19 protein-coding genes are annotated in these 25,050 nt (G+C 68.5%); 11 read left to right on the top strand and 8 right to left on the bottom strand.

Features of this window, described 5'->3' with window-relative positions:
• Positions 1-5 precede the first annotated feature (5 nt).
• The 6 genes from AAHA49_RS11885 (at position 6) to AAHA49_RS11860 (ending at position 6,254) form a co-directional block, all read left to right on the top strand.
• Positions 6-791, top strand: a complete 786-nt coding sequence (locus tag AAHA49_RS11885; RefSeq protein WP_342038452.1) for an exodeoxyribonuclease III — start codon at positions 6-8, stop codon at positions 789-791.
• Positions 792-941: 150 nt separating this feature from the next.
• Positions 942-1,853 (top strand): GTP pyrophosphokinase, encoded by a 912-nt coding sequence (locus AAHA49_RS11880; RefSeq protein WP_339391263.1) that lies wholly within the window; start codon positions 942-944, stop codon positions 1,851-1,853.
• A gap of 33 nt (positions 1,854-1,886) precedes the next feature.
• A complete protein-coding gene (locus AAHA49_RS11875) occupies positions 1,887-2,759 on the top strand; it encodes a DUF5926 family protein (RefSeq protein WP_342038451.1) in 873 nt (290 codons plus the stop codon).
• Positions 2,760-2,821: 62 nt separating this feature from the next.
• Entirely contained in the window at positions 2,822-3,562 is a 741-nt protein-coding gene (locus AAHA49_RS11870; RefSeq protein ID WP_342038450.1) for a glycosyltransferase family 2 protein, read from the top strand.
• A complete protein-coding gene (pheA, locus tag AAHA49_RS11865) occupies positions 3,559-4,485 on the top strand; it encodes a prephenate dehydratase (RefSeq protein ID WP_342038449.1) in 927 nt (308 codons plus the stop codon). Before AAHA49_RS11870 ends, pheA begins: the two co-directional genes overlap by 4 nt.
• Positions 4,486-4,568: 83 nt before the next feature.
• Positions 4,569-6,254, top strand: coding sequence for an FAD-binding dehydrogenase (locus AAHA49_RS11860; RefSeq protein WP_342038448.1), 1,686 nt, complete (start codon positions 4,569-4,571; stop codon positions 6,252-6,254).
• A 38-nt stretch (positions 6,255-6,292) separates the two neighbouring features.
• Here the strand turns inward: AAHA49_RS11860 and AAHA49_RS11855 are convergent, their stop codons facing one another.
• Entirely contained in the window at positions 6,293-7,288 is a 996-nt protein-coding gene (locus AAHA49_RS11855; RefSeq protein ID WP_342038447.1) for an NAD-dependent epimerase/dehydratase family protein, read from the bottom strand.
• Positions 7,289-7,544: 256 nt separating this feature from the next.
• Here AAHA49_RS11855 and AAHA49_RS11850 point away from each other — a divergent pair, with 256 nt between their 5' ends.
• Positions 7,545-9,122, top strand: coding sequence for a Na+/H+ antiporter (locus AAHA49_RS11850; RefSeq protein WP_342038446.1), 1,578 nt, complete (start codon positions 7,545-7,547; stop codon positions 9,120-9,122).
• A gap of 97 nt (positions 9,123-9,219) precedes the next feature.
• Positions 9,220-11,826: an ATP-dependent chaperone ClpB gene (gene clpB / locus AAHA49_RS11845; RefSeq protein WP_339391271.1), complete on the top strand. Its 2,607-nt coding sequence runs from the start codon at positions 9,220-9,222 to the stop codon at positions 11,824-11,826.
• Positions 11,827-12,023: 197 nt separating this feature from the next.
• On the opposite strand, the gene AAHA49_RS11840 is transcribed toward clpB, so the two are convergent.
• The 3 genes from AAHA49_RS11840 to AAHA49_RS11830 form a co-directional block, all read right to left on the bottom strand.
• Positions 12,024-13,298 carry an HTTM domain-containing protein gene (locus tag AAHA49_RS11840; protein WP_342038445.1) on the bottom strand — a complete coding sequence of 425 codons (1,275 nt, stop codon included), beginning with the start codon at positions 13,296-13,298 and terminating at the stop codon, positions 12,024-12,026.
• Positions 13,288-14,076, bottom strand: a complete 789-nt coding sequence (locus AAHA49_RS11835) for a DUF5819 family protein (protein WP_342038444.1) — start codon at positions 14,074-14,076, stop codon at positions 13,288-13,290. The genes AAHA49_RS11840 and AAHA49_RS11835 overlap by 11 nt, the downstream gene beginning before the upstream one ends.
• A gap of 266 nt (positions 14,077-14,342) precedes the next feature.
• A complete protein-coding gene (locus AAHA49_RS11830) occupies positions 14,343-15,521 on the bottom strand; it encodes a CaiB/BaiF CoA transferase family protein (protein WP_342038443.1) in 1,179 nt (392 codons plus the stop codon).
• A 210-nt stretch (positions 15,522-15,731) separates the two neighbouring features.
• Here AAHA49_RS11830 and AAHA49_RS11825 point away from each other — a divergent pair, with 210 nt between their 5' ends.
• Positions 15,732-16,751, top strand: coding sequence for an agmatine deiminase family protein (locus AAHA49_RS11825; protein WP_342038442.1), 1,020 nt, complete (start codon positions 15,732-15,734; stop codon positions 16,749-16,751).
• Positions 16,752-17,049: 298 nt separating this feature from the next.
• Positions 17,050-17,736 (top strand): hypothetical protein, encoded by a 687-nt coding sequence (locus AAHA49_RS11820; RefSeq protein WP_342038441.1) that lies wholly within the window; start codon positions 17,050-17,052, stop codon positions 17,734-17,736.
• 254 nt (positions 17,737-17,990) lie between these two features.
• On the opposite strand, the gene cls is transcribed toward AAHA49_RS11820, so the two are convergent.
• A complete protein-coding gene (gene cls, locus AAHA49_RS11815) occupies positions 17,991-19,478 on the bottom strand; it encodes a cardiolipin synthase (RefSeq protein ID WP_342038440.1) in 1,488 nt (495 codons plus the stop codon).
• Positions 19,479-19,717: 239 nt separating this feature from the next.
• On the opposite strand from cls, the gene AAHA49_RS11810 reads away from it, so the two are divergent.
• A complete protein-coding gene (locus AAHA49_RS11810) occupies positions 19,718-20,350 on the top strand; it encodes an NUDIX hydrolase (protein ID WP_342038439.1) in 633 nt (210 codons plus the stop codon).
• A gap of 99 nt (positions 20,351-20,449) precedes the next feature.
• On the opposite strand, the gene AAHA49_RS11805 is transcribed toward AAHA49_RS11810, so the two are convergent.
• From AAHA49_RS11805 to AAHA49_RS11795, 3 genes are all read right to left on the bottom strand, one after another.
• Positions 20,450-21,250 carry an enoyl-CoA hydratase-related protein gene (locus AAHA49_RS11805; protein ID WP_342038438.1) on the bottom strand — a complete coding sequence of 267 codons (801 nt, stop codon included), beginning with the start codon at positions 21,248-21,250 and terminating at the stop codon, positions 20,450-20,452.
• A gap of 9 nt (positions 21,251-21,259) precedes the next feature.
• Positions 21,260-22,456: an MFS transporter gene (locus tag AAHA49_RS11800; protein ID WP_342038437.1), complete on the bottom strand. Its 1,197-nt coding sequence runs from the start codon at positions 22,454-22,456 to the stop codon at positions 21,260-21,262.
• Positions 22,457-22,539: 83 nt separating this feature from the next.
• Positions 22,540-24,246 carry an HNH endonuclease signature motif containing protein gene (locus AAHA49_RS11795; RefSeq protein ID WP_342038436.1) on the bottom strand — a complete coding sequence of 569 codons (1,707 nt, stop codon included), beginning with the start codon at positions 24,244-24,246 and terminating at the stop codon, positions 22,540-22,542.
• Positions 24,247-25,050: the final 804 nt, after the last annotated feature.

Below are 25,050 nucleotides of genomic sequence, written 5' to 3'. Positions count from 1 at the left end.
GAGGGGTGAGAATCGCGACGTGGAATGTCAACTCGATCCGTGCCCGTGCCGAGAGGATCGGAGCGTGGCTCGACCGCTCCGATGCCGATGTGCTGGCGATCCAGGAGCTCAAGTGCCGGGACGACCAGTTCCCGCGGGAGGTCTTCGACTCCCGCGGCTACGAGGTCGCCTTCCACGGCCTCAACCAGTGGAACGGGGTGGCGATCGCCTCCCGCGTGGGTCTTGAGGATCCGCAGATCGGCTTCGCGGGCATCCCCGCCTATGAGGACGTCGTCGAAGCGCGGGCGATCTCGGCCACGTGCGGAGGGGTGCGGGTCCACTCGCTCTACGTCCCCAACGGCCGCGAACTCGGCCACCCGCACCTCGACTACAAACTTCAGTGGTACCGGGCGCTGACCGACGTCGTCGCAGACACCCTCGCCGCGGACCCCGAGGAGAAGCTCGTGCTCTGCGGTGACTTCAACGTCGCCCCCTTGGACGAGGACGTCTGGGACATGGCCGCCTTCGAAGGCGCCACCCACGTCTCCCCGCCGGAGCGTCAGGCCTTCTCCGACCTCCTCGGCGCCGGCCTGACCGAGGTGACCCGGCAGTTCACCCCGGGACCCGGGGTCTACACGTACTGGGACTACCAGCAGCTGCGGTTCCCGAAGAAGCAGGGGATGCGCATCGACTTCGAGCTCGCCTCGCCCGCGCTCGCACGGACCGCTGCGGCCGCGATGATCGACCGCGAGGAGCGCAAGGGCAAGGGGGCCTCCGACCACGCCCCCGTCATCGTCGACTTCGACGTCTGAGTCCTCGGCTGCGTCGTGCCGACCGTCCGCCGAGGCTGTTCCCTCGACTCGTGCTCTCCCCCGTTCCGACACCCGGCGAGCAAAGCAGCCGAAAGCATGGACATCGCCCCGCTCATCTGGTGAAGTTGGAGCAGGAGGAAGGTGACGACGATGTCAGCAACAGTCCGTGAGCTTGTCGGAGAGGCCTACGAACGACGCGAATCCACCTGGAGGGCGGCGCTGGAGACGGTCGAGGATTGGATCGACGCGGCGCGCTCGAGATCCCCCCAGCTCACCGAGGACCGGATGCGGATCGTCCCCGGCCGGATCAAGGACCCCCTGCGCACGGGAGAGAAGCTGCGCCGCAAACTCGCCGACGCCAACGATGAGATCCACGAAGCCGTCGAGGTCGAGAACCAGGTCATCGACGTCGTCGGCGCCCGCGCCGTGTGCCGCACCGAGCGCGAGCAGTCCGTCCTCTGGGACATCCTCACCGATCCCAACGACGACTCCGCGATCAGCATCGTCGAGGTCCGCGACTACACGGCCCACCCCAAGCCGTCCGGCTACCGGGGCCGCCACCTCATCGTCGAGGTGCCCTTCGACTCCGAGCCCTCCGTGCTCGTCGAACTCCAGATCCGCACGATCCTCCAGGACGCCTGGTGCGTCCTCGCCGAGGAGCACCTGTTCAAACCCGGCCAGGTGCTCACCTCCGATTCGCAGCAGGAGAGGCTCTCCCTCGTCCTCGCCGGCCTCTTCGCGCAGGCCGACTCCGTAGCCGGGTTCATCGCCGACGACGTCGGCGCCTATCTCGGCCTCGGCAATGCGGCTCCCCCGCGGACGATGTCCGATCCCGCCGAGGAGGCTCCGTCGATCGAGGTGACGATCCGCGAGCTCAACCACTCCTACGTCCTCGCCGCCGACGAGGTGGGCCGCCACGGCATCATCCGCTTCGAAACGCTCGGGCTCACCCCCGACAACCCCGACCGTGCGGGCCTGCCCTCTCCCGGCGACACGCTGCGGGTGCGCATGGACGAATCCCACTCGACCCGGTACTTCATCCCCGTCTCCGGCGAAGGCTGAACCGCCTCGGCGCACCGACTAGACTTGTCTCCCATGGGAAAGAAGTCGAAGCGCTCCAAGGAAGACCTCATCGCCAAGCGGCTGGCCAGGGCTCAGGCCACCGCCTTCATCGCTCGCCCCTTCGAGGGTCTGCCGTTCGAATCGGACCTCATCTGCCTGCGCGAACTCGTCCCCGCGGCGACCGCAGAGGTGCGGCTCAATGCCGAGCACGGCGGCCACACGGTGACGATCGCCTCCCTGCTGCCCGCCGCCTGGCAGGCGTGGCACCGCGAGGACGGCGAGGTCTACGCCGGCATGCAGGTGCCCGTGTCCTCGACCGATGCCTCCCGCGACGTCGCCCGCGGCATCCTCACCGCCGTCGAGGCGCAGCCGGGCACGACGGTCGAGGGAACCACCGAACCCGGTGAGGGCCCCCGACTCCAGGACATCCTCGACCTCGAGGCGCCCTTCGACGTCCGCGTCCGCGAATCCTTCGACTACTGGGACCTGCCCGGTGACGACGACGAGGTCGCCGCCGCCCTCGAGCAGGCGAACGAATCGGTCACCCCGACGGAGAAGCTCGCCTCGGTGACCGCCGCGTACTGGACCGAGATGTCCGGGCGCACCTACGTCCGCTGGGCCCGCAGCGAAGGCGAGGACCGGGTCGTCGACGCACTCGCCCGCCTCGCGGCCGTGGGCGGCAACGACCTCGGCGGGCCGGGGACGTTCCTCGGCTACTTCCGCGCCCACGGGATCATCATCCCCGTGTGGGAACTCGAGTTCGGCACGCAGGCCGACGACGTCGAGGAGCCGATCGCCGAGTTCGCGACCCGCCTCGACGCGGCGCTGTCCACGGACGAACCGCTGAGCACGGAAGCCCGCCGGGTCCGGTCGGGCATCCTCGCCCGCCAGCTCACCATCCATTGACCGTCACGCGGCCCCGCAGCGGGGTCTCGTGTCGTCAGTGTCAAGAGGAGAGGAAGAACTCCGTGCCCGAGCAGCGCACACCGAGCGGAATCGCCGCCGTCATCCCCGCGATGAACGAAGCCGAGAGGATCGCGGCGACCGTGGCGAGCACGAAGCTCATCCCCGGCGTCGACATCGTCATGGTCGTCGACGACGGGTCGAGTGACGACACCGGGACCGTCGCCCGACGCGCCGGAGCCGAGGTCGTCACCCACCGGAAGAACAAGGGCAAGGCCGCGGCGATGATGACCGGCGCCTTCGCGATCCGCAACCGTGAGATCTCCGAAGCCGGCCCCGGTGAGACGCCCGCGCACCGGGCACTGCTCTTCATCGACGGCGACCTCGAGGACTCCGCGGTCAACACCGCCCCGCTCGCGGCCCCGGTCCTGGCCGGCGAGGCCGATATGACGATCGCGATCCTGCCCGCCCAGAAGCGCAAGGGCGGCGGGTTCGGCCTGGTCGTCGGACTCGCGAAGAAGGGCATCGCCGAACTCTCCGGGTTCGAAGCGACCCAACCGCTCTCGGGCATGCGCTGCCTGTCTCGTGAGGCCTTCGACGCGGCCCTGCCGTTCGCCGCCGGCTGGGGTGTGGAGACGGGGATGACGATCGACGTCGTCAACGCCGGCCTGCGCGTCGAGGAGGTCGAATGCGACCTCCACCACCGGGTCACCGGACGCGATCTCAAGGCCCAGCTCCACCGGGCCGCCCAGTACCGCGACGTGGCCCGCGCCCTGCTCGCGCGCCGACTGCGGGGAACGAAGTGAGGTACGCGTACCTCGGCCCCGAGGCGACGTTCACCGAGGCGGCCCTGCTGACCTACCTCGACGCGAAGGGCCTGCGCGAACAGGCCACGATCCAGCCGATGCGCGGGGCCGCCTCGGCGCTGGACTCCGTCCTCGAGGGTGAGAGCACGGCCGCCATCGTTCCGATCGAGAACTCCGTCGAAGGCGGAGTACCGGCGACGATCGATGCGCTCACCGAGCACGGGGACCTCCAGATCATCGCCGAGGTGGTCGTGCCCGTCCGCTTCGTCCTCGCCGTGCGCCCGGGCACCGAGGCAATCACCTCGTTCGGCTCCCACCCTCACGGCGAGGCGCAGGTGCGCGCCTATATGTCCGAGCACTACCCCGACGCCGTCTACATCCCCACCTCGTCGACGGCCGCCGCGGCCCGCGACCTCGCCGGCAACGCCGGTGACCATGTCGCCGCGGTGTGCCCGGCCCTGGCCGCCGAACGCTACGGCCTCGAGATCGTGGCCGAAGACATCGGCGACCGCCAGGACGCCGTGACCCGGTTCGTCGTCGTCGCCCTGCCCGGGCAGATCCCCGCGCCGACCGGTGCGGACAAGACGACCCTCGTCGCCGCCCTGCGCTCCGACCGGCCGGGCGCCCTCCTCGAACTCCTCGAGCAGTTCTCGACCCGGGGCATCACGATGTCGCGGATCGAATCCCGACCCACCGGCGACCGGCTCGGCCTCTACCAGTTCTCCATCGACCTCCTCGGCCACATCCGGGAGGCCCGCGTCGCCGATGCGCTCCTCGGCGTCCACCGGGTCGCGATGAGCGTTAAGTTCCTCGGCAGCTATCCCAGTGCCGATGCCACCCGTCCGATCATCGATCCGACGACGACGGACTCCTCGTTCGCCGAGGCGGGCGCGTGGCTGTCCGGGGTCCTCGACCGGGACTGAACCGCCGGGACCGGTCCGCCGGGACTGAACCGCTGGGACCGGTCCGCCGATCCGACCGCACCGCCTCGACGAAGGAGTCGACCATGGAACCCGTTCCCGCGAACTGCGCGGCGGCCGCCAGCGCCGAGACCCCCGATGCGATCGTCGTCGGGGCGGGACTCGCCGGACTCGTCGCCGCCTACGAACTCACCCGGGCGGGCCGGCGCGTGCTCATCGTCGACCAGGAGAACAGGGCCACCCTCGGCGGTCAGGCCCACTGGTCGCTCGGGGGGCTCTTCCTCGTCGACTCTCCCGAGCAGCGTCGCCTCGGCGTCCGGGACTCCCTGGACCTCGCCCGCCAGGACTGGGCCGCCTCGGCGGGGTTCGACAGGGACAGCGACCGCTGGCCGCGCGCCTGGGCAGAGGCCTACCTCGAGTTCGCCGCCGGGGAGAAGCGGGGCTACCTCCGCGACCTCGGTCTGCGGCTGACGCCGATCGTCGGCTGGGCCGAACGCGGCGGTGGCGGTGCCGACGAGCACGGGAACTCCGTGCCCCGCTTCCATCTCACGTGGGGCACCGGTCCCGAGGTCGTGCGCATCTTCCGGGAACCTCTCGAAGCCGCCGAGGCGGACGGCCGGGTCGACTTCCGGTTCCGCCACCGCGTCGACGAGCTCATCACCGAGGGCGGTGCCGTCGTCGGAGTCCGCGGGCACGTCCTCGCCCCGAGCCCCACGGCCAGGGGTATTGCCTCGAATCGGGAGGAGATCGGCACCTTCGCCTTCCGGGCGCCCGCCGTCATCGTCACCACCGGCGGGATCGGCCACAACGTCGATCTCATGCGTCGATACTGGCCGACCGAGCGCCTCGGCGAATTCCCGTCCCGGATGCTCGCCGGGGTCCCCGCCCACGTCGACGGTCGGATGCTCGAGATCGCCGAGGCGGCCGGGGCGAACCTCATCAACCGGGACCGGATCTGGGCATACACGGAGGGCATCGAGAACTGGAACCCCGTGTGGCCGGATCATGGGATCCGCATCATCCCCGGACCCTCGTCGCTGTGGTTCGACGCCGAAGGTCGGCGCCTGCCCGCCCCGAACTATCCGGGCTTCGACACGAACCGGACGATGCGGGCGATCCTGTCCACCGGCCACGACTACTCGTGGTTCGTCCTCAACTCCGCGATCATCAGCAAGGAGTTCGCGCTCTCGGGCTCCGAACAGAACCCGGACATCACGCTCAAGGACTGGCGGCTGACCCTCGAGCGCGCCCGCTCGAGCGACGCCCCGGGCCCGGTCGAGGCGTTCATGCGCTTCGGGTCCGACTTCGTCGTCGCCGAGTCCACCGAGGAGCTCGTGGCGGGGATGAACGCCCGCTCCCGCGGTCCCCTCATCGACCATGACCGCCTCGTCGCCCAGATCCGCGACCGGGACCGGGAGGCCGCCGACCCGGAGGCCGCCGACGAACAGGTGCGGGCGATCCACGCAGCCCGGCGCTACCTCGGCGATCGGATCGTGCGGGTGGCCGCTCCGCACGCGATCCTCGACCCGGCACTCGGACCGCTCATCGCGGTGCGCCTGAGTCCGCTTTCGCGCAAGACGCTCGGCGGGCTGGAGACGAACCTCGACTCCCAGGTCCTCGACTCCCGGGGCGAACCGATCCCCGGGCTCTATGCCGCGGGCGAGGTCGCCGGGTTCGGCGGCGGCGGAATGCACGGGTACAACGCGCTCGAGGGGACGTTCCTCGGCGGCTGCATCTTCTCCGGACTCCGCGCGGGGCGGGCCGTGCGCTGACCGCGGTCAGCGCCGCGGTCAGGCGGCGTGCGCCCGGGTCAGGCAGAGGTGTCGGGGGTCTCGTCAGCGACCGCCTCGGCGGCGGAATCACCGGGCGTCGGGCGCTGCAGGCGTGACGGGGTGAGGTACTGGGTCGTCGAGATCCCGAGCACCCGCTGTTGGCGGGTGAGGTTGTACGTGCGGTCGAACTGGAGGTATTCGACGAGGAAGAGCCGCGCGCTGTCACCGCGTTTGAAGAACGACTTGACCTTGAGCCCGACCTTCGCGGCCACGAGCGCCTTGTCCTTCGCGATCGCCTCGATGACGACGGGGTCGTAGCCCATCCGCGCGAAATGCGTGGCGACGGCGTCCTTGAGCCGGTACGGGATGGGATCGCCGATGTTGAACGGACCCGAGGCCGAGGGCACGTCGAGGCACGCGAGCGCGACGCGGACGAGGTTGTCGATCGCCGTCAGCGTCATCTTCTGCCGCCCGCCTCCGGGCAGGGTGAGCACGCCCTTGCGCGCGAAGCAGCGCAGGCTGGGCATGAACATCGTCTCCCCGGGACCGTAGACGGCGGCCGGGCGGAGGATCGCGGCGTCGGGGCGGATGCGGGTGACGAGCTGCTCGGCGAGGACATGCGTCTTCGCATACGCGTCGTGGTACTCGTTCGGGTCCTTCGGCCCCGCCTCCTCCCAGAGGTCGGTGTGGGGTGCGGTCGGCGAGTAGACGGTCGTCGAGGAGAGGTGGACGATCCGCGCGCCCTCGAAGACGTCGAAGACGTTGCGCGTTCCCGTCACCCTGACGTCGTAGAGGTCCTCGTACGAGGCGGTGACGTCGTGGATGCCCGCACAGTGGAAGACGGCGGTGACCTTCTTCGACAGCGAACGCACGGGCGCGGGCGCTTCGGTGCGGATGTCCCATTCCTGGAAGTTCACACCCGGGATCTGGGGATCGCGTCGACACAGGGCGTAGACCGGCTCCTCGCGCGTCGCCAGAGCCCGGGCGATGGCACCGCCGATGAAGCCGCTCGCCCCGGTCACCACTATCGCCACGGCCGCTCCTTGCTCTTCTTTGCGGGTGCAGCGCATCCCCCTTAGCGGCGCTTCGCATCCGGCCGAACAGGCTTCGGTCAGGGGGAGTCCGCGCTGCACACGGAACACTGCCTTGCCTAAGGCAACTGTAACCGACGGGACCGTGGGTCCCGGCGGGAGGGCCCGGAAATTCACCCCCACAGCAGCGCATCCGGAGAATACAATTGCCTCAGTCGTAACCTTCCTTGCCCCAGCCGCGCTGCCTCAGGAGTCCCCGATGACGACATTGCTCATGGTCATCGGCTTCGGCGCTGCCACGAGCATCGTCGTGGGCATCGGTCAGAAGGTCCGACTGCCGTGGCCGGCGCTCATGGTCGTCATCGGCATCGTGGGTGCCTTCATCCCCACCTTCGCCGAGGTGACGATCGAACCCGATCTCATCCTCCCCCTCTTCCTCCCGCCCCTCCTCTTCGCCGCGGCGCAGAAGACCTCGTGGGCGCTGTTCGCGATCCGTTGGCGCTCGATCCTCGGCATGGCCGTGGCCCTCGTCGGGGTCACGGTGGCCGCGGTCGCCGGCTCCGCGCTCCTCCTCATCCCCGGTATCACGATCGCCGCGGCCATCGCCCTGGGCGCGATGCTCGCCCCACCCGACCCCGTCGCCGTCGACGCGGTCGCGGGCACCGTCTCGATTCCTCGGCGGATCATGTCCTCCCTGCAGAGCGAGGGGCTGTTCAACGACGCCGCCTCCCTCGTCATCTTCCAGACCGCGATGGCCGCGGCCCTGGCCGGCACCGAGGTCGACTTCGGTGAGCTCATCCTCGCCTTCCTCCTCTCCGCCGTCGTCGCGATCGCGATCGGCTTCGCCGTCGTCGCCGTGGTGTGGTGGGTGATGTCGCGCATTGACCACACGATCGCCCGCTCCTCGCTCATGCTCGTCCTGCCCTTCGGCGTCTACCTGCTCGCCGAGCACTTCCACGCCAGCGGAGTCATCGCCGTCGTCGTCGCCGCCCTCGAAGTGCGCAGGCGCGACGTCGAGGGCAACTCCGCCGAACGTGTCACCCAGGCTTCGACATGGCAGGTCCTCGAGATGCTCATCACCGGCATCGCCTTCGGGCTCATCGGCCTCGACCTGCGTCTCATCGCGGAGAGGGAGAGCGGCGACCTCGGTCAGGCCGTGCTCATCGGGCTCGCGATCGCGGGCGTGATCGTCCTCGTGCGCTTCGCGTGGCTGCTCCTGGGCACCGCGCTCGTGGCCACGCGCGGGCGCGAGGACCCGGATGCGGCGCCGCTGTCCGTCCGCGACGCCGTGCTCATGACCTGGGGCGGGATGCGCGGGCTGGCCACGATCGCCTTGGCGCTGTCGATCCCGCAGGTCACCGCCACCGGGGAGCCGTTCCCGGGGCGCACCTACATGGTCGTCGCCGCTGCCGTCGTCCTCCTGATCACGCTGGTGTTCGCCGGGCTGAGCTTCCCCACCGTCGTCGGCTGGCTCGGCATCGACGACGAGGAGGAGCGGGAACGGGCGCAGACCGCGCAGATCGCCAAGCGCGCCTATGCCGCGGCCCTGGCCCAGATCAAGGCCGACGACACCCTTCCCGACGAGGTCACCGAGGCGCTGCGGGCGAGATTCAAATCCCTGCGCACTCAGCTGCTGGGCACTCCTGACGATCAGGCGAGCGCCGAACAGGCGGCGGCGTTCAAGGAGAACCGCGGAAAGCTCATCGCCGTGCAGAAGAAGGCGATGCAGGCCGCCCGGACGGAAGTGCTCAAGGCCCGCAACGAACGCGGCACCGACCCGGAGATCGCCGACAGGGTGCTCCGGCGCTTCGACCTGCAGGCGGTGATGCAGCCCTGAGATTTCCGCAGAATGTCAAAGTTGAGTGGAATAGACTCAACTTTGGAGGCGTTGAACCGAAGAGAAGCAGTCACACACCAATCACAAGGAGATGCGCATGGACGCACAGATGACGACCAAGTCACGAGAGGCGCTGCAGGCGGCGGTCAACGACGTCGTCGCACGCCACAACAACCAGATCGAACCCGCCCACCTCGTCGCGGCCCTGCTCGAGCAGCCCGATTCGCTGGCCTCGAACCTGCTGGCCAAGGTCGGCGCCGACCGCCAGTCGGTGCTCACCGCCGTCGACGCCGTCATCGGCGGCTTCCCCACCGTCAGCGGGTCCTCCGTCTCACAGCCGAGCCTGTCCCGGGCCGGGCTCGAGATGATGAACCTCGCCCAGGAGGAGATGACGGCGCTCGGCGACCAGTTCGTCTCCACCGAACACCTCCTGCTCGCCGCCGCGGCGATGCACGACGGCTCCGGTGACGCCCTGCGCGCCAACGGCGCGAGCCGCGATGCGCTGCTCGCCGCCCTGCCCGAGCTGCGCGGAGGCAAGAAGGTCACCTCGGAGAACCCCGAGGACACGATGCAGTCGCTGGAGAAGTTCGGCATCGACCTCACCGCCGCCGCCCGCGACGGCAAGCTCGATCCCGTCATCGGCCGCGACAAGGAGGTGCGCCGGGTCATCCAGGTGCTCTCGCGGCGGACGAAGAACAACCCCGTGCTCATCGGCGAGCCCGGCGTCGGCAAGACCGCCGTCGTCGAGGGCCTCGCCCAGCGCATCGTCGCCGGCGACGTGCCCGAGTCCCTGCGGGACAAGACGCTCATCAGCCTCGACCTCTCGGCCATGGTGGCCGGCGCGAAGTACCGCGGCGAGTTCGAGGAGCGCCTCAAGGCCGTGCTCGAGGAGATCAAGAACGCCGACGGGCAGATCATCACCTTCATCGACGAGCTCCACACGATCGTCGGTGCAGGCGCCGGCGGGGACTCCTCGATGGACGCCGGGAACATGCTCAAGCCGATGCTCGCCCGCGGTGAGCTGCGGCTCATCGGCGCGACGACGCTCGACGAGTACCGGGAGAACATCGAGAAGGATCCCGCGCTCGAACGCCGCTTCCAGCAGGTGTTCGTCGGGGAGCCGAGCGTCGAGGACACGATCGCGATCCTCCGCGGCCTCAAGGAGCGCTACGAAGCCCATCACAAGGTCTCGATCAACGACGGCGCCCTCGTCGCCGCCGCGGGTCTGTCGAACCGGTACATCACCGGCCGTCAGCTCCCGGACAAGGCGATCGACCTGGTCGACGAGGCGGCATCACGGCTGCGCATGGAGATCGACTCGGCCCCGGTCGAGATCGACGAGCTGCGTCGCGGCGTCGACCGCCTGAAGATGGAGGACATGGCCCTGTCGAAGGAGACTGACTCCGCGTCCCAGGAGCGCCTGAGCAATCTGCGCGCCGACCTCGCCGACAAGGAGGAGCAGCTGCGCACTCTCGAGGCGACGTGGGAGTCCCAGCGGGCCGGCCTCAACCGGGTCGGTGAGCTCAAGACGAAGCTCGATGAGCTGCGTTCGCAGGCCGAGAAGGCCCAGCGCGACACCGACCTCGAGACCGCCTCCCGTCTGCTCTACGGGGAGATCCCCGCGGTGCAGAAGGAGATCGCCGAGGCCGAGGCCGAAGAGGCCGAAGCCGACGCGGGTCAGACCTCCGATCCGATGGTCAGCGACAAGGTCACGGCCAACGACATCGCCGAGGTGGTGGCGTCGTGGACGGGCATCCCCGCCGGACGTCTCATGCAGGGCGAGGTCGAGAAGCTCCTCGGCGCCGAGAACGAACTGGGCAAGCGCCTCATCGGGCAGAAGGACGCCGTGGCTGCGGTCTCCGACGCCATCCGCCGCTCGCGGGCAGGCGTGTCCGACCCCGATCGTCCCACCGGTTCGTTCCTCTTCCTCGGACCGACCGGTGTCGGCAAGACGGAGCTGGCGAAGTCGCTCGCCGACTTCCTCTTCGACGATGAGAAGGCTCTCATCCGCATCGACATGAGCGAGTACGGGGAGAAGCACACGGTCTCCCGCCTCGTCGGTGCCCCTCCGGGCTACGTCGGCTACGACGAGGGCGGTCAGCTCACCGAGGCGGTCCGCCGTCGGCCGTACTCCGTCGTCCTCCTCGACGAGGTGGAGAAGGCGCATCCGAGCGTCTTCGACATCCTCCTCCAGGTCCTCGACGACGGCCGTCTCACCGACGGTCAGGGTCGCACGGTCGACTTCCGGAACACGATCCTCATCCTCACCTCGAACCTCGGTTCGCAGTTCCTCGTCGATCAGGCGATGACCGCGCAGGAGCAGAAGGATGCGGTCATGGACGTCGTGGCCTCGGCGTTCAAGCCGGAGTTCCTCAACCGCCTCGACGACATCGTGCTCTTCGACGCGCTGAGCAACGACGAGCTCACCTCGATCGTCGACCTGCAGATCAAGAGCATGGACAAGCGCCTCGCCGATCGTCGGATCACCCTCGACGTCACACAGGAGGCCAAGGACTGGCTCGCGCTCGAAGGCTACGATCCGGCGTACGGTGCAAGGCCGCTGCGCCGCCTCGTGCAGCGCGAGATCGGGGACAAGCTGGCGCGGAAGCTGCTCGCCGGCGACATCCAGGACGGCGACACGGTGCTCGTCACGATGCCCGAGCACGCCGACACCACGGGTCTGGAGCTCCAGGCCAAGCAGTGAGGCCTTGACTCGGCTCGAAAGAAGGAGGGGCGACCATCACGGTCGCCCCTCCTTCCGCATGTCCGGACGGAGGGTGTCTCCCTGTCCGGGCGGCAGGTGCCTCCACGTTTGGGCGGCAGGTGCCCTTCGGTGGAGGATCCGATGCGAAATCGAGCCCGTTGTCGCATCGGATCCTCCACTAAGAGCGCCGTGGCGGCTCAGTCGGTGGCGCGGTCGGCCGTCGGCGCGGCGTCAGGGCGTTGGGGTGCCCCGCGGGTCGAGGTCCACCAGCGCCGGAGGAACGCCCCGAACCTTTCGAAGCTGCGGTCCTTGATGAAGATCGCGTCGACGGCGATCATCGTCAGCGAGAACCACGGCAGGCCCATGAGCAGGGCGATGCCGAGGTGGAAGGAGAGGATCCCGATGAGGGCCACGACGCGGGTCCACCGGTTGAAGAGCATGAACGGGAACGCGACCTGGAAGAGGATCGAACCCCACGAGATGACGACGACGCCGGGGCCCCAGGCCGTGACGAGGTCGGAGAGGACCGGCCAGGTGCCGAACTGCTGGGTCTGCAGGGGGTTGTACACGGCGAAGCCGTGCTGCCACGCGGTGCCGCCGGCCTTGTAGAGACCGCCGGACATGTAGATCGCGCACACCTGGAAGGCGAGGACGACGATCGCCAGGTTGTTGGCCATGATGAGGATCCAGCGGAACTCCCCGCCGTCAGTCTCCGGAAAGGCTGGATTGCGCTTCCGGCGACGCCGGGCATCGAGTGACCACCTGCGGGTCGTGTCGGCGAAGAGGAGGGCGATGAGGAACATCCGGTAGGCGTTGTCGCCCTGGTCGCCGGCGCTGTCGTTGAGCTCGATGAAGCTCACCCAGAGGATGAGGTAGAAGGGCAGGATGATGCGCGTGCGCCAGCCGAGGATGACGGTGATCGCGAGGATCCCGAGCACGACGATGAGCGCGGTGTAGAGCGGCGGATTGGTCACCGCCCGATGGAAGAGCGAGAACAGCCAGATGTTCGGGAAGTCGCTCTTCGGTGCCGCGATCTCGCCGTTCCAGGCCGCTCCCACCCCGAACGCGTAGTTGCGGGCCGCGAAGTTCGTCAGCAGCAGGCCGAGGCCCGCGACCCCCATGAGGATACGGGTCACGGCCAGGCCGTAGGTCGCATGGTAGCGACCGGTGAGCATCTCCTCGAGCCAATCCCAGCCGCGGCCGAGATTCGCGATCGCCCGGGAGACGAGCGAGCCCCCATCGGTCGGGACGTCGGCACGTGCGGCTTCGGTCGCCTCGGCGCGGTCAGCGTGGTCGGTCGTCGCCGTCAGCGTCGGCGCTGCCGCCTCGGCGGGTTGAGTCGCCTCGGCGGGCGCATTCCCCTCGGCGGGCTGGGTCGCTTCGGCGGAGACGCTGCTTTCGGATCCCTGCGGCGGCTGGGACGACACGGCCTCCTCGGCGGGCTGAGTCTCGCGCCTGTCGTCACTGCTCATCGACGCACCTCACTGTGTCGGAGGAGCAGAAGTATTCGGCGAACTCCTCGTTCGACTGGTTCTCGGCGAAGGACAGTGCCCTCCAGCCGACGGGGACGGGCTGGATCGCCGGGCGTTCGGCGTCCTTGTCGTTGCGCTGGGCGAAGGGGACGACGTTCTGCCGAGCCGCCTGGTACTGCACCCGCTGGACGTCATCGCCCCAGACGGCGAGCGCCACCTGCGTCGCGTACCGGGTCGCCACCTGCTCGTCCTCGAGATAGCCGGCGACCGCGCCGTCGGGGTCGTCGAACTCCGCGAGCTTGGATTCGAGGCGGTCGACGGAGTCGTCGCCCTTGAAGTAGTCGAGCGCGACGATCGCCTTGTGGTCGTCGCTGAGGTCCTCCCACGAGCCCTTGAGATCGGAGGCGACGCCGATGCCCAGGCCGGCCGATCGCGGCGGGAAGAGCTTGTACTTCGAGTGGTCGATCTCGACGTCGGTGGCACGGACCCAGTCGGTCGTCCTCTCCCCGCCTTCGGGCGTCGAGACGACGGCACGGACGTCGAAGTAGTAGTCGCCGTTGATCGGCTCGGGTGCGAACACGCTCCACGACTGCCCCCACATCGGGATCATGTACTTCGAGAGCAGGTCGCCGGGGATGACTTCGCGCAGGGTCGACGACGGAGCGATCCAGAGGAATGTCGCGAACAGGTGGAAACCCGTGATCGCCATGGCGATGACCATGATCGTGCGTTTGAGCACGGGGTTCGGCCGTTTCGCCGGGGTCGTCTTCTCGTCCATCTCAGTTCCAGGTGGGCAACGGTGGGTCCGTGCGATCGCCCCGAGTCCGGGGAGTCACCTGGCCGGGAGTCACCCGTGGGCAGACACCTGTTCAGGAATCACACAGGCTCTAGGCTACTGGAGTCCGCCGGATCCGCACCGCTGATTCCGCATGAGAATGCGGATTCAGCGCCCGCTTCAGCCTCGCTTCAGCACAGCCTCGGCCTCCCTTCAGCCCCGCCTCAAAACGGTTTCAGCGCCCATCTGAGCCCAGCTTCAGTCCCGCTTCAGCTGCGCAGCCAGTCCTTGACGAGGTCCGTGCTCTGCCCCAGTGCGGGCGGGGCAAGGTCGTAGCTCGGCGGGGTCTCGGAGAGGCGGATCGGGTTGCTCACCGTGGGGATCACCCGGTCCCCGGTGCCCGCCTCAGCGACGGGATCGAGGCCGAGACGGGCCGCGAGGTCGACGCCTTCGGCGATCGTGTTGATCGGGGCGCACGGCAGTCCGGCGGCCGAGAGCGCCTCGAACCACTCCTGGTTCGTCCTCTGCGCGAGTGCCGCGACGAGGTAGGGCTCGAGTTCGGCACGGTTGACGTTGCGGTTCGCGGCCTGGGCGAAACGGTCGTCGGCGGCCCATTCGGGGTGGCCGAGCACCTCGGCGAGGAGGGCGAACTGGGTGTCGTTGCCGATGGCGATGATGATCTGGCCCTGCTTCGTCGGCATCGGCTGGTACGGGTAGAGGCTCGGGTGGGCATTGCCCATCGCCCGCGGCGTCACGCCGCCGGCGACGTAGGCCGAGGTCTGGTTCGCCAGCCCCGAGAGCGCCGAGGACAGCAGGTTCGTCTCGACGAGCTGGCCGACGCCCGTCTCCGCCCGGTGGACGAGGGCGGCGAGGATCCCGACCGTGGTGTGCAGGCCGGTGAACACGTCGACGATCGCGACGCCGGCCTTGACCGGACCCGACTCCTCGGTGCCGGTGACGCTCATGAAGCCCGAGAGCCCCTGGATGAGCAGGTCGTAGCCGGGCTGCGGATTGTCGCGGCCGAACCCGGTGACGGAGGCGTAGACGATGCTCGGGTTCGACTCGCGCACGGTCTCGTAGTCGAGGCCGTACTTGGCCAGTCCCCCGGCCTTGAAGTTCTCGACGAGGACGTCGGCGCGGCGGGCGAGCTCCTGGGCGAGCGCGAGATCCTCCGGATCCTTGAAGTCGAGGACGACGGAGTGCTTGTTCCGGTTGGCCGTGAGGAAGTACGTCGTATCGTCCCCTCGCCGAGGCGGGGCCCAGTGGCGGGTGTCGTCCCCGGTCCGGCCCTCGACCTTGATGACCGTGGCACCGAGGTCGGCGAGCATCATCGTCGCGTAGGGGCCGGCGAGGACACGGGAGAAATCGGCGACGAGGATCCCTGACAGCGGTCCGGTCCCGCTTCTGGCGAAGAGCTCCTCGGCCCCTGCTGTGCTCCCCTGATCCACGTGCGACTCCCTTCGGCGCGAACTGCGTGGGCGTACCGTCCGTCTCCATCGACCCGAACGTCGCCTGTCCTCCGTCAGACTATACGGAAGGTCACCGCCTGCCTGCGGTGCGAAATCAGTTGCGCCCGCGCCGTCGCGGCTCGTTACACTCGGGAGCACAACCAGCACCGATCCCCGCCTGGGATCCCAGCACCATCGAAGGGGCAGACGATGACGTTCCACATGCCGGCCGAGACCGCCGCACACGACCGCATCTGGATGGCGTTCCCGTCCTCCGGCTACGCCCTGGGCACCTCGGAGGAGGACGCCGAGGCGGCACGGACCACCTGGGCGGCCGTGGCGAAGGCGGCGAACCGGTTCACCCCGGTCACCGTCGTCGTCTCCCCGTCGCAGGTCGACCATGCCCGCCGCCACCTCGGCGAGGACATCGAGATCGTCACCGCGGAACTCGACGATGCGTGGATGCGCGACATCGGGCCGAGCTTCGTCGTCGACGACGAGGGCCGGCTCGCCGCCGTCGACTGGGTGTTCAACGGCTGGGGCGCGCAGGAGTGGGCGAAGTGGGACAACGACGAGCACATCGGCCGCTTCGTCGCCGACCGCGCCGAGGTGCCCGTGATCTCCTCGTCGCTGCGCAACGAAGGCGGCGGCATCCACGTCGACGGGCAGGGCACGGTGCTCGCGACCCGCAGCGTCCAGCTCGATCCGGGGCGCAACCCCGGCCTCACCGAGGCGGACGTCGAGGCCGAGTTCGCGCGCACGATCGGGGCGAAGAAGGTCATCTGGCTCGACCGCGGCCTGCACCGGGACAATCAGACCTTCGGCACCCGGGGGCATGTCGACATCGTCGCGACGATGCCGAGCCCGGGCGTCGTCCTCGTCCACGACCAGCGCAATCCAGACCATCCCGACTATGCGCTCAGCCAGGAGGTCAAGGAGCTGTTCGCGAACGAGACGACCGCCGAGGGCAAGCCCTTCGAGGTCGTCCCGATTCCGGCACCGGAGGTCCTCGAGGACGAAGAGGGCTGGGTCGACTACTCCTACGTCAACCATCTCGTGACGAACGGCGGGGTCATCGCGTGCACGTTCGACGATCCGATGGACGCCGAGGCGAAGGCGATCCTCGAGACCGTCTACCCGGGTCGCACGGTCGTCGGCGTCGACGCCCGCGAGCTCTACGCCCGCGGCGGCGGCATCCACTGCATCACGCAGCAGCAGCCGAGCCTCTGAGCGGCGTCGCCGCCGGTGCTCGCGGTGCCGGTGGTGTTCGGGGCGCCGGCGGTGCTCGGGGCGTCAGCGACCCCGTTCGCGGTGGCGCCGGCGGTGTTCGGGTGTCGCTGCTGCTTCGCAGAGCGTCGCCGACACGCGGGCGATAGCGGTCAGGAGACTTGCCGTGACGCGGTTCGACCGATGTGAGGGGAACCGGTCCCGCGAGCATCATCGTTCGTCCAGAATCTCGGTATAGGCTGGTGGTCCAGGACACATTCCGTCCCTCACAGCAGTCGACGCAGCAGAGGAGAGCACGACCATGAAGAAGCGATTGATTCTCCTGGCCGGACTGGGAGTCGGGTACATCCTCGGCTCGCGCACCGGCCGTCAGAGCTACGAGAAGCTCAAGGCACAGCTGCAGGAGCTGTGGACCGACCCGAAGGTCCAGGAGACCGTCGACAAGGCCAACCAGTCGATCCGCGAGAAGGCTCCGGCCGTCGCCGACGCGGTGCAGTCGGCGACCGACAAGGTCACCGCCGCGGCACAGGAACTCGACGGCGACGAGGACGCAGGCACCTCTGACGCGTCGGGTTCGGCGTCCGGTTCGACGTCAGGGTCGAACCCCAGGTCCGGTTCGTCCGCGACTTCGGCCGGTGCCGCCGCATCGAGCACAGTGCCCGAATCGACCTCCGGGGCGCGCACCTCGGCGGCAACCGGGTCTGGCGCCTCCGCGCAGAAGCCCGCCGCTGCGAAGACAACCGACTCGAAGCCGACCGCCGCGAAGGCCTCCGATGCCAAGCCCGCTGACTCGACTGTGAAGCCCGCCGATGCGAAGGCGCCTGCGGCTAAAGCACCCGAGTCGAAACCGGCCGATGCGAAGCCTGCCGCTTCGACGCCGAAGCCCGCCCCGAAGCCGACTCCGGCACCCAAGAAGGCCCAGGACGTCATCACCGACCCGTCACGGTCGATCGAGGACGAAGGACCGACCACCTCGGCGACGAACTGAGACACCGCGCCCCCGCACGACTCCTGTGATCGAGCCGCAGGACTCCTGCGGCTGAGCGGGCCGAACCTGACAGCGGCCGTCCCGATCGGGACGGCCGCTGTTGTCTGCGGGGACCTCGTTCACAGCGGACGAGCAGCGTCGCCCGGCCGCGGCGTCGCCCGGCGGCACTCCAGCCTTTGCAGCGCCATCAGACCGGTTGCCGCACTGTCCGGGCCGGCACCTGCGCCGTCGGGCGAACCCCCGCGACGCAGCCTCTAGAGCAGCGAGCTCGTGAGCCTCGCGACGTTCTCGATGTACTTCTTCCGCAACGGTCGGTTCCGCCAGGATTCGGCATCGAGTTCGACGGAGTTCGGCGCGTACTCCTCGGCCTCGAGCGCGTACATCCGCTCCGTGAACTCCTCGTCGACGATGAACATCGTCACCTCCATGTTCATCGCGAACGACCGCTCGTCCATGTTCGAGGACCCGACGATCGAGACGTCGTCGTCGATGAGCAGGAACTTCGAGTGGAGCACGGTCGGGGCGTGGTACATGAAGATCCGCACGCCTGCCCGGACGAGTTCGTCGTAGTACGACTGCTGGGCCCGGTGGGTGAGCCAGTGGTCGCTTGTCTCCCCGACGTAGAGGCGCACGTCGACGCCCGAACGCGACTCGGTCGTCAGCGCATGGAGCAGCGACTCATCGGGGACGAAGTAGGGCGAGCACACGACGACCGTGCGGTTCGCGTTGTAGATGAGGTGGTTGAACAGCCGCAGGTTGTTCTCGTCCTCGAAGCCGGGGCCCGAGGGCACGACCTGAGCCATCGCTCCCCCGCGCTGCGGTGCTCTGAGTTCGAGGCGGGCCGCCTCGTCGAAGAGCTCATCCGTCTCCGAGTACCAGTCGGTGGTGAACACCGCATCGAGCTCGTCGACGACGGGACCCGTGCACTCGAGCATGAGGTCCTTCCACTGGAAGCCCTTCCGCAGGTTGCGGCGCTTGTTGTACGAGCGGTCGATGATGTTCTGCGAACCGGTGAACGCCACAGTGCCGTCGACGACGAGGATCTTGCGGTGATTGCGCAGGTCAGGACGCTGGTATTCGCCTCTCCACGGGCGGATGGGCAGGGCCCTGCGCCACGGCACACCGGATGAGTCGAGTCTCTTGACCAGCTCCGAGTAACCCGGATAGCCGATCGACCCGAGGTGGTCGATGAGGATCCTCACCCGCACCCCGCGGGCATGCGCGGCAAGCAGGGACTCGAAGAGCCGCCTCGTCGTGCCGTCGATCGCGACGATGTAGAACTCGAAGTGGACGTAGTCGTGGGAGGCGTCGATGGCGTCGGCCATCGCGTTCATGCACTCGTGGTTGTCGGTGTGGAGGGCGAATTCGTTGCCGTGCGTCATCGGCAGGGCGCCGAGGTCGAAGTTGAGCAGGGCCGAGGTGAGCAGCGGCTCCGACAGGTGGCTGTGGTCGCCGATGATCGCCTGGTCGTTCGACTCCTCGCGGATGATGTCGTTGATCAGCGTCTGCTTGTCGCGCCGCCGCTTGGGCAGCTTCGAGGACCCGAGAAGGAGGAAGACGAGCAGACCGACGTAGGGGATGAGGAAGATCGCGAGCAGCCAGCCCAGGGCGACGGACGGTCGGCGATTGTGCGGAATCCAGCCGAGCGCGACGATGCGGATGAGGAGATCGACCAAGACCAGGATGACGATCAGCCAGTTCGGCCAACCGTGGTCGACGGTGAAGAGGGGATAGATCTCCACGCCGCTCGCTTTCGTCCCTCCGGTCCTCGCCGGATGCTCTGCCGCTGTCCGTCCTCATCGTATCGCGCCCGGCCACACCTGGTGCGGGACCTCCGCTTCGGCGATCGATCGCCTCCTTCTTGCGCTCTCGGCCGGGACTCGTGGGGGACTTCGGACTGTTCCCCGGATCGCTGCCGAAGTCAGGCGGGCGCGATAATGGAGGCCAGACCACATGTCCCTCGACCGAAGGTGCCGCCACGATGAGCGTCGATCCGACCACCGTTCCCATCCGCCCCGCCGTGAGCGTGATCATGCTCCGCGACGGCGACGAGGGGCTCGAGGTCTTCGTCCAGCACCGGGTCTCGACGATGGACTTCGCCGCCGGCGCCGTCGTCTTCCCCGGCGGTCGCGTCGATCCGGTCGACTCCGAGGCGGCGAACGGCATCGAGGTCGCCGACCCCGACGTCCACGTCGACGCGTGGAAGGAGTCGACGATCGCCGAGGCGGACGCCGGCTGGCGTGTCCTGCTGGCTGCAGCCGTACGTGAGGTGGCCGAGGAGACCGGGGCCGTCCTCAACCCGTCCCTGCTGCGACCGTGGGCGAACTGGGTGACTCCGCTGGGCCAGCCGAAGCGCTTCGACACGTACTTCTACATCGTCTCCGCCGAGGAGGCGGACGCGCCCCGCCACCTCACCACCGAGGCGCATACGAGCGAATGGCTGCCGGTGACCTCGATCCTCGCCTCCGAGGCGGCCGGCGACCTCATGCTCATGCGTCCGACGTTCGTCCTGCTCAGTGAGCTCGCACAGCTCGGCTCGGCGGCCGCAGTGACGAGCGGTGAGCGGACCATCGAGGTCATCCGCCCCGAGCATCCGGAGCATCAGGAGCGCTGAGTACGGCGGCGTCGCCCAGCCGTCAGCGGCCAGCGCCGCCCAACCGTTGATGTCGCTCAGCTGTCAGCGTCTGCCAGGTTGTCGGCGTCCGCGCGATTGTCAGCGGCGGGCGCGCAGTTCGGCGAGCCGACTTTCGACGACGCGGCGTTGCTCATCCGAGCCGAGGAGTTCGGACAGCGCCTCCTGTTCGGCGTCGAGGCCGACCTCGAGCGGTTCGGCATACGAGAGGTCGACGAGGCGCTTCGACCAGACGAGTGAGGTGCGGGACTTCGCCGCGATCTCCGCGGCAAGCTCGAGGGCCCGGGTGACCGGGTCGTCGGCGAGCTCTTCGACTAGGCCGATCCGCTGGGCTTCGACACCGCCGATCGCCTCTCCGGTGACGATGAGCTTCTTCGCCATTCCGGGCCCGACGAGCCGCGGCAGCAGCTGGGTGCCGCACATATCGGGGATGATGCCCCACTTGATCTCCATGAGGGAGAACTGCGAGTCCGGGGCGGCCACACGGATGTCGGCGCCGAGGGCGATCTGCATGCCGCCGCCGAGCGCTGGGCCGAGGACAGCGGCGATGACGGGCACCTCGACGAGCGACCACACGTGCACGGCTTTCTGGGCAAGCGCCCGAGCCGCACCGAGGCGGTCCCCGACATCGACGCCTCCGGCCCCCGCCTCGGCGATCCGGGCCATCTCGGACAGGTCGAGGCCAGCGCTGAAGGCACGGCCCCGACCGGAGAGGACCACGGCGCGGACCTCCGGGTCCTCGGCCAGCGTCAGTCCCGCCTCGACGAGGTCCTCGAACACCTCATGGGTCAGGGAGTTGAGCTTCTCGGCACGGTCGATCTCGACGTGGGCGACGCCGTCGCGGGTCTCCCAGACGACGGTTCGGTGTGCGGCGTGGGGCATCGGTGCTCCTCAGGACGGTGATGATCGGTGGCGTTGAGTGAACCCTACTAGGACGACGACTGCGGCGAGGGAGATCACGCACATGACGACGACGCCCGGCCACGCGTAGTCGGTGAAGAGGACCGCGGACAGCCATGCGCCGAGGCTCGTGCCGAGGTAGTAGACGGTGAGGTAGATGGCGGCAGAGCGGGTCGTGTCGACTCCCGGGCGGGCGGTGCTCGCCGCGGCTGAGGCACCGGTGTGCCCGAGGAAGAATCCGCCGGTGAGCAGCGACATGCCGATGACGATGACGGGCAGGGAGTTGACCAGGGTGAGGACGGCGCCGATGACGGCGACGACCATGCCGATGAGGGTGAGCCGGGTGCGGGTGAAGCGCAGCGCGAGGCGGCCGTAGTAGGTCGTGACGACGGTGCCGACGAGGTAGATGAGGAAGAAGAGGGCGACGGCGCCTTCGCTGAGCTGCCAGGGGTCGCGCTGGAGTCGGGAGCCGAGCATGGTGAAGGATCCACCGAAGACGATCATGCAGAGGAAGCCGGTGAGGTAGATCGCCCATAGTCCGTGGCCCAGGGGGATGGGTGATCGCCGAGGCTGTCCCTCGTGTGCGACACGGCGTTTCGGGGCGGTGGCGGTGAGGTCACGGCGCAGCAGCCAGACGACGATGAGTCCGAGGGCGAGGGAGACGGCCGCGGTGAACGCGAGGCCGCCGTGCCAGCCGAGGACTTCGGCGGCGAGTCCCGTGAGCAGTCGGGAGCTCAGTCCGCCGATCGTGTTCCCGGCGATGTAGACGCCGATCGCCCCGGGCAGCGCGGACGGGGAGAGGCGCAGGGAGAGGTAGGCCATGGCCGTGGCCGGCACCGAGGCGATCGCGATGCCCTGGAGGAAGCGGACGGCGATGAGGAGTTCGGCGCTCGGCATGAACGGGAGGATGAGCGCTAGGACGGCCGCGACGATGACGCCGGCGGCGATCTGGCGTGCATGCCCGATGCGGGAGGCGAGCAGGGAGAAGGGGATGAGGAAGCAGGCCATGGCCACGTTCGTCGCCGAGACGGTGAGACTGGCGGTGGGGGCGTCGATCGAGTAGGCGTCACGGATCGCGGGGATGAGTCCCTGGGTCTCGTAGAGGACGAGGAAGACCGCGACTCCGGCAAGGAAGACTGCGACGACGGTGCGCCGGTCGCTCGTCGCGTTCGGCTCGCCATCGGTCATGAGGCTCACGGTATGCCTCGAGCGGCGGCGGACTCAAACCGGTCCGCAGGGCGAGTCGGGAACAGCACCCGCTGCCGCGGCGATCACGGGTCGAAGAGCGTGTCGATGATCTGCTGGGCGATGAATCGCGCGTGCAGGATGGGTTTTCGCTCGGGATCGATCGAGGCAGGGGGCACCCAGGCTGGTCGTCCGTCGATGAGCATGATCGCGTGCCAGTCGGAGTGGTCGATGAGGTGATGGTGGGCACCGCAGGCGAGCGTGAGGTTGTTGATGTCGGTGCGGCCCTCGTCCACCCACGGTACGACATGGTGGACTTCGCACCACCCTGGTGGGGAATCGCACCCGGGGAACGTGCATCCCTGGTCACGGGCCGTGATGACGGCTGTCTGCTTCTCGTCGGCGAATCGCCTCTCGGTCGCGACCTGGACTGTCTTCGCCTGGTCGCTCATGAGGTGGAAGAACACGCGCCCGTTGAGGCCCGATGAGGTGAGTTCCTGCATGGGCACCGGGTTCTCTGTGCCGGTCTTCCCCGTTCCCGTGCTTGCGGCGAGGTCTTCGGCCTTGGCCGTGACCACGAGGGAGTAGCGTGCACCCGAGTTGGGCCGTGTCATCTCGATCTTGCCGACGAGGGAGGCGAAGCGTTCGTACATCCACCGCCTCGCCGAGGGCTGAGCGTCGACGGTGTTCACCTGGGTCCCGTCCTCGTGGACTCCGTAGGCGGCGGTGCCCTCGATCGGCTGCCCGCGTCCGTCGAGGGCGGCACCACTGCCGTCCTGAGCGAACATCGGGGCGTCGAAGCGCTGTCCCGAGAGCACCGCGTCGAAGACCTCGAACGCGTCGGCGTCGTCTGCGGCCGCGAGATCGCTGGTCGCCGAGGCTCCGTCTGCTGCCGCGAGATCGTCGGCCGCAGAGACTCTGCCTGCTGCTGCCGAGCCGTCCGGTTCCGTAGAGCCGTTTGCTGCGCTGGAACCGTCAGCCGCGGCAGCAGCATTCGACACCGCACCGCCGGCTCGTCCCGCGTCGTTCGCTTGCGACCCGGCGCCGCGGGACTTCGCATCCTTCGCGCGACACGACTCGATCCTCGAGGTGAGGAGTCCGTTGAGGAGGCCGCCGGTGATCGGGTCGAGCCGGCCGGACAGATCCCAATCGCCATTGCGCCGAGCCTTGAGGTGTACGCAGTAGTCGTCGCGGTCTCGTGACTCCGATGGTTCTTTGCCGTCGGGGTCGATGATGTCGAGCATCCGCTGGAAGATCTCCCTGATGTCCGACACTCGCACCTTGCGCGCTTCGCTGACGAGCTTCGCCTCGGTCTCCGCACGGAGTTCGGCGCTGACCCAGGTCGGCAGGCGCTTCATGCACTCGGCGATGACCGATGCCTGCCCTTCGGAGAGCATCCCACCGTGCAGTCCGTTCGCGACCGTGGGATTGAGCGGCGGCATCGCCTGCCCGGTGATGTCGACCCGACCGCCGAAGTTCTTCGCGAGTTCGGTGCGACGATTCGCTTCCGCTCCGGTGAGACCGAGACGGTTCTGGATGAGCGACTTCGTCGTCTTCGCGCCGAAGTCAGTCGGGGTGCCGACACGTTCGAAGACGGCCAGGGTCACAGCGAACAGCGACCGATTGACGCGGTCGAGCGCCTCGAGGGCGTCGGTGAGCATGACGGCCTCTTCCGGACCCATCGGCCGCTCGAAGGTGCGCAGCTCCTCGTTGAGCGTCGTCAGCCCGGTGATGCCGTCGAGCACCTCAGGGGCGAAGCGCGAGAGCGCCGACCATTCCTCGTCACTGATCATCGAGTGCCGACTCAGGCGCCTGGTGTCCGGCATCGTCCCGGTTTCCGCGTCGTCTGCCTCGGGCGGAGTCGTTCCAGCCGGTCTCGTTCCAGACGCTTCCGTCCCCGTATGACCTGATCCTACCCATCCTGATTCTGCGCTATCGCCCTCGCCGGTCGAAGCTTCACCTGTCGACCATTCGTCGCGAGCGGTGCCCGCAGACACTCCGCCACACGCGGGCCTGTCAGACAGCTCGCCACCCTCGGGTCCGGCAGGCAGTTCGCTCCAGAAAGGCACCTCAGTCGGTGCCTCGTCGGCAACCTCCGCGGGCTCCTCGTCAAGCAGGCCGTCGGGAACGGCGGGGATCTCCTCGAACCGGTCCGCGAGGCTGTGGCCGGTGAGATCGAAGCCGGCATCCCTGAGTTGGTCGAACATCGACGGCTGCTCGAACGTCGGCGGCCGGTCGTCCGCGTGATTCGCTCGGCGCGAGCCTCGACCTGGCGCACCCTTCCCCCTGCGCGGCCCCGAGGCACGACTGTCGTCGCCTGGGTGCTGCCTGTCCGGGGTGAGTGTCATGACTCCTGATCCGCCTGCCAACGTCTGTGTTGTTGGTCTGATCTTACTCCTTGAATGTGATCTTCACAATAGTCTGTTCCCAATTTATTCGATCTTTCTTTCGATCTGAATTCATTCATTCGGCAAATATTCCGCTGCTGGAGTATCGCCGCAGGTGACGAGCATGAGAGCTCTCCCTCCCGCAGTCGGGACCCGTGATTCCTGTCAGTCCGCAACCGCGATTCCCGTCAGACCGCCGTCCCGCGGACC

Origin of the sequence: Brevibacterium ammoniilyticum (assembly GCF_038429965.1) — a bacterium.
GTDB classification, from domain to species: domain Bacteria; phylum Actinomycetota; class Actinomycetes; order Actinomycetales; family Brevibacteriaceae; genus Brevibacterium; species Brevibacterium ammoniilyticum.
The sequence above is the reverse complement of the archived record's forward strand: the minus strand, read 5'-3'. Positions and strand labels throughout refer to the sequence as shown.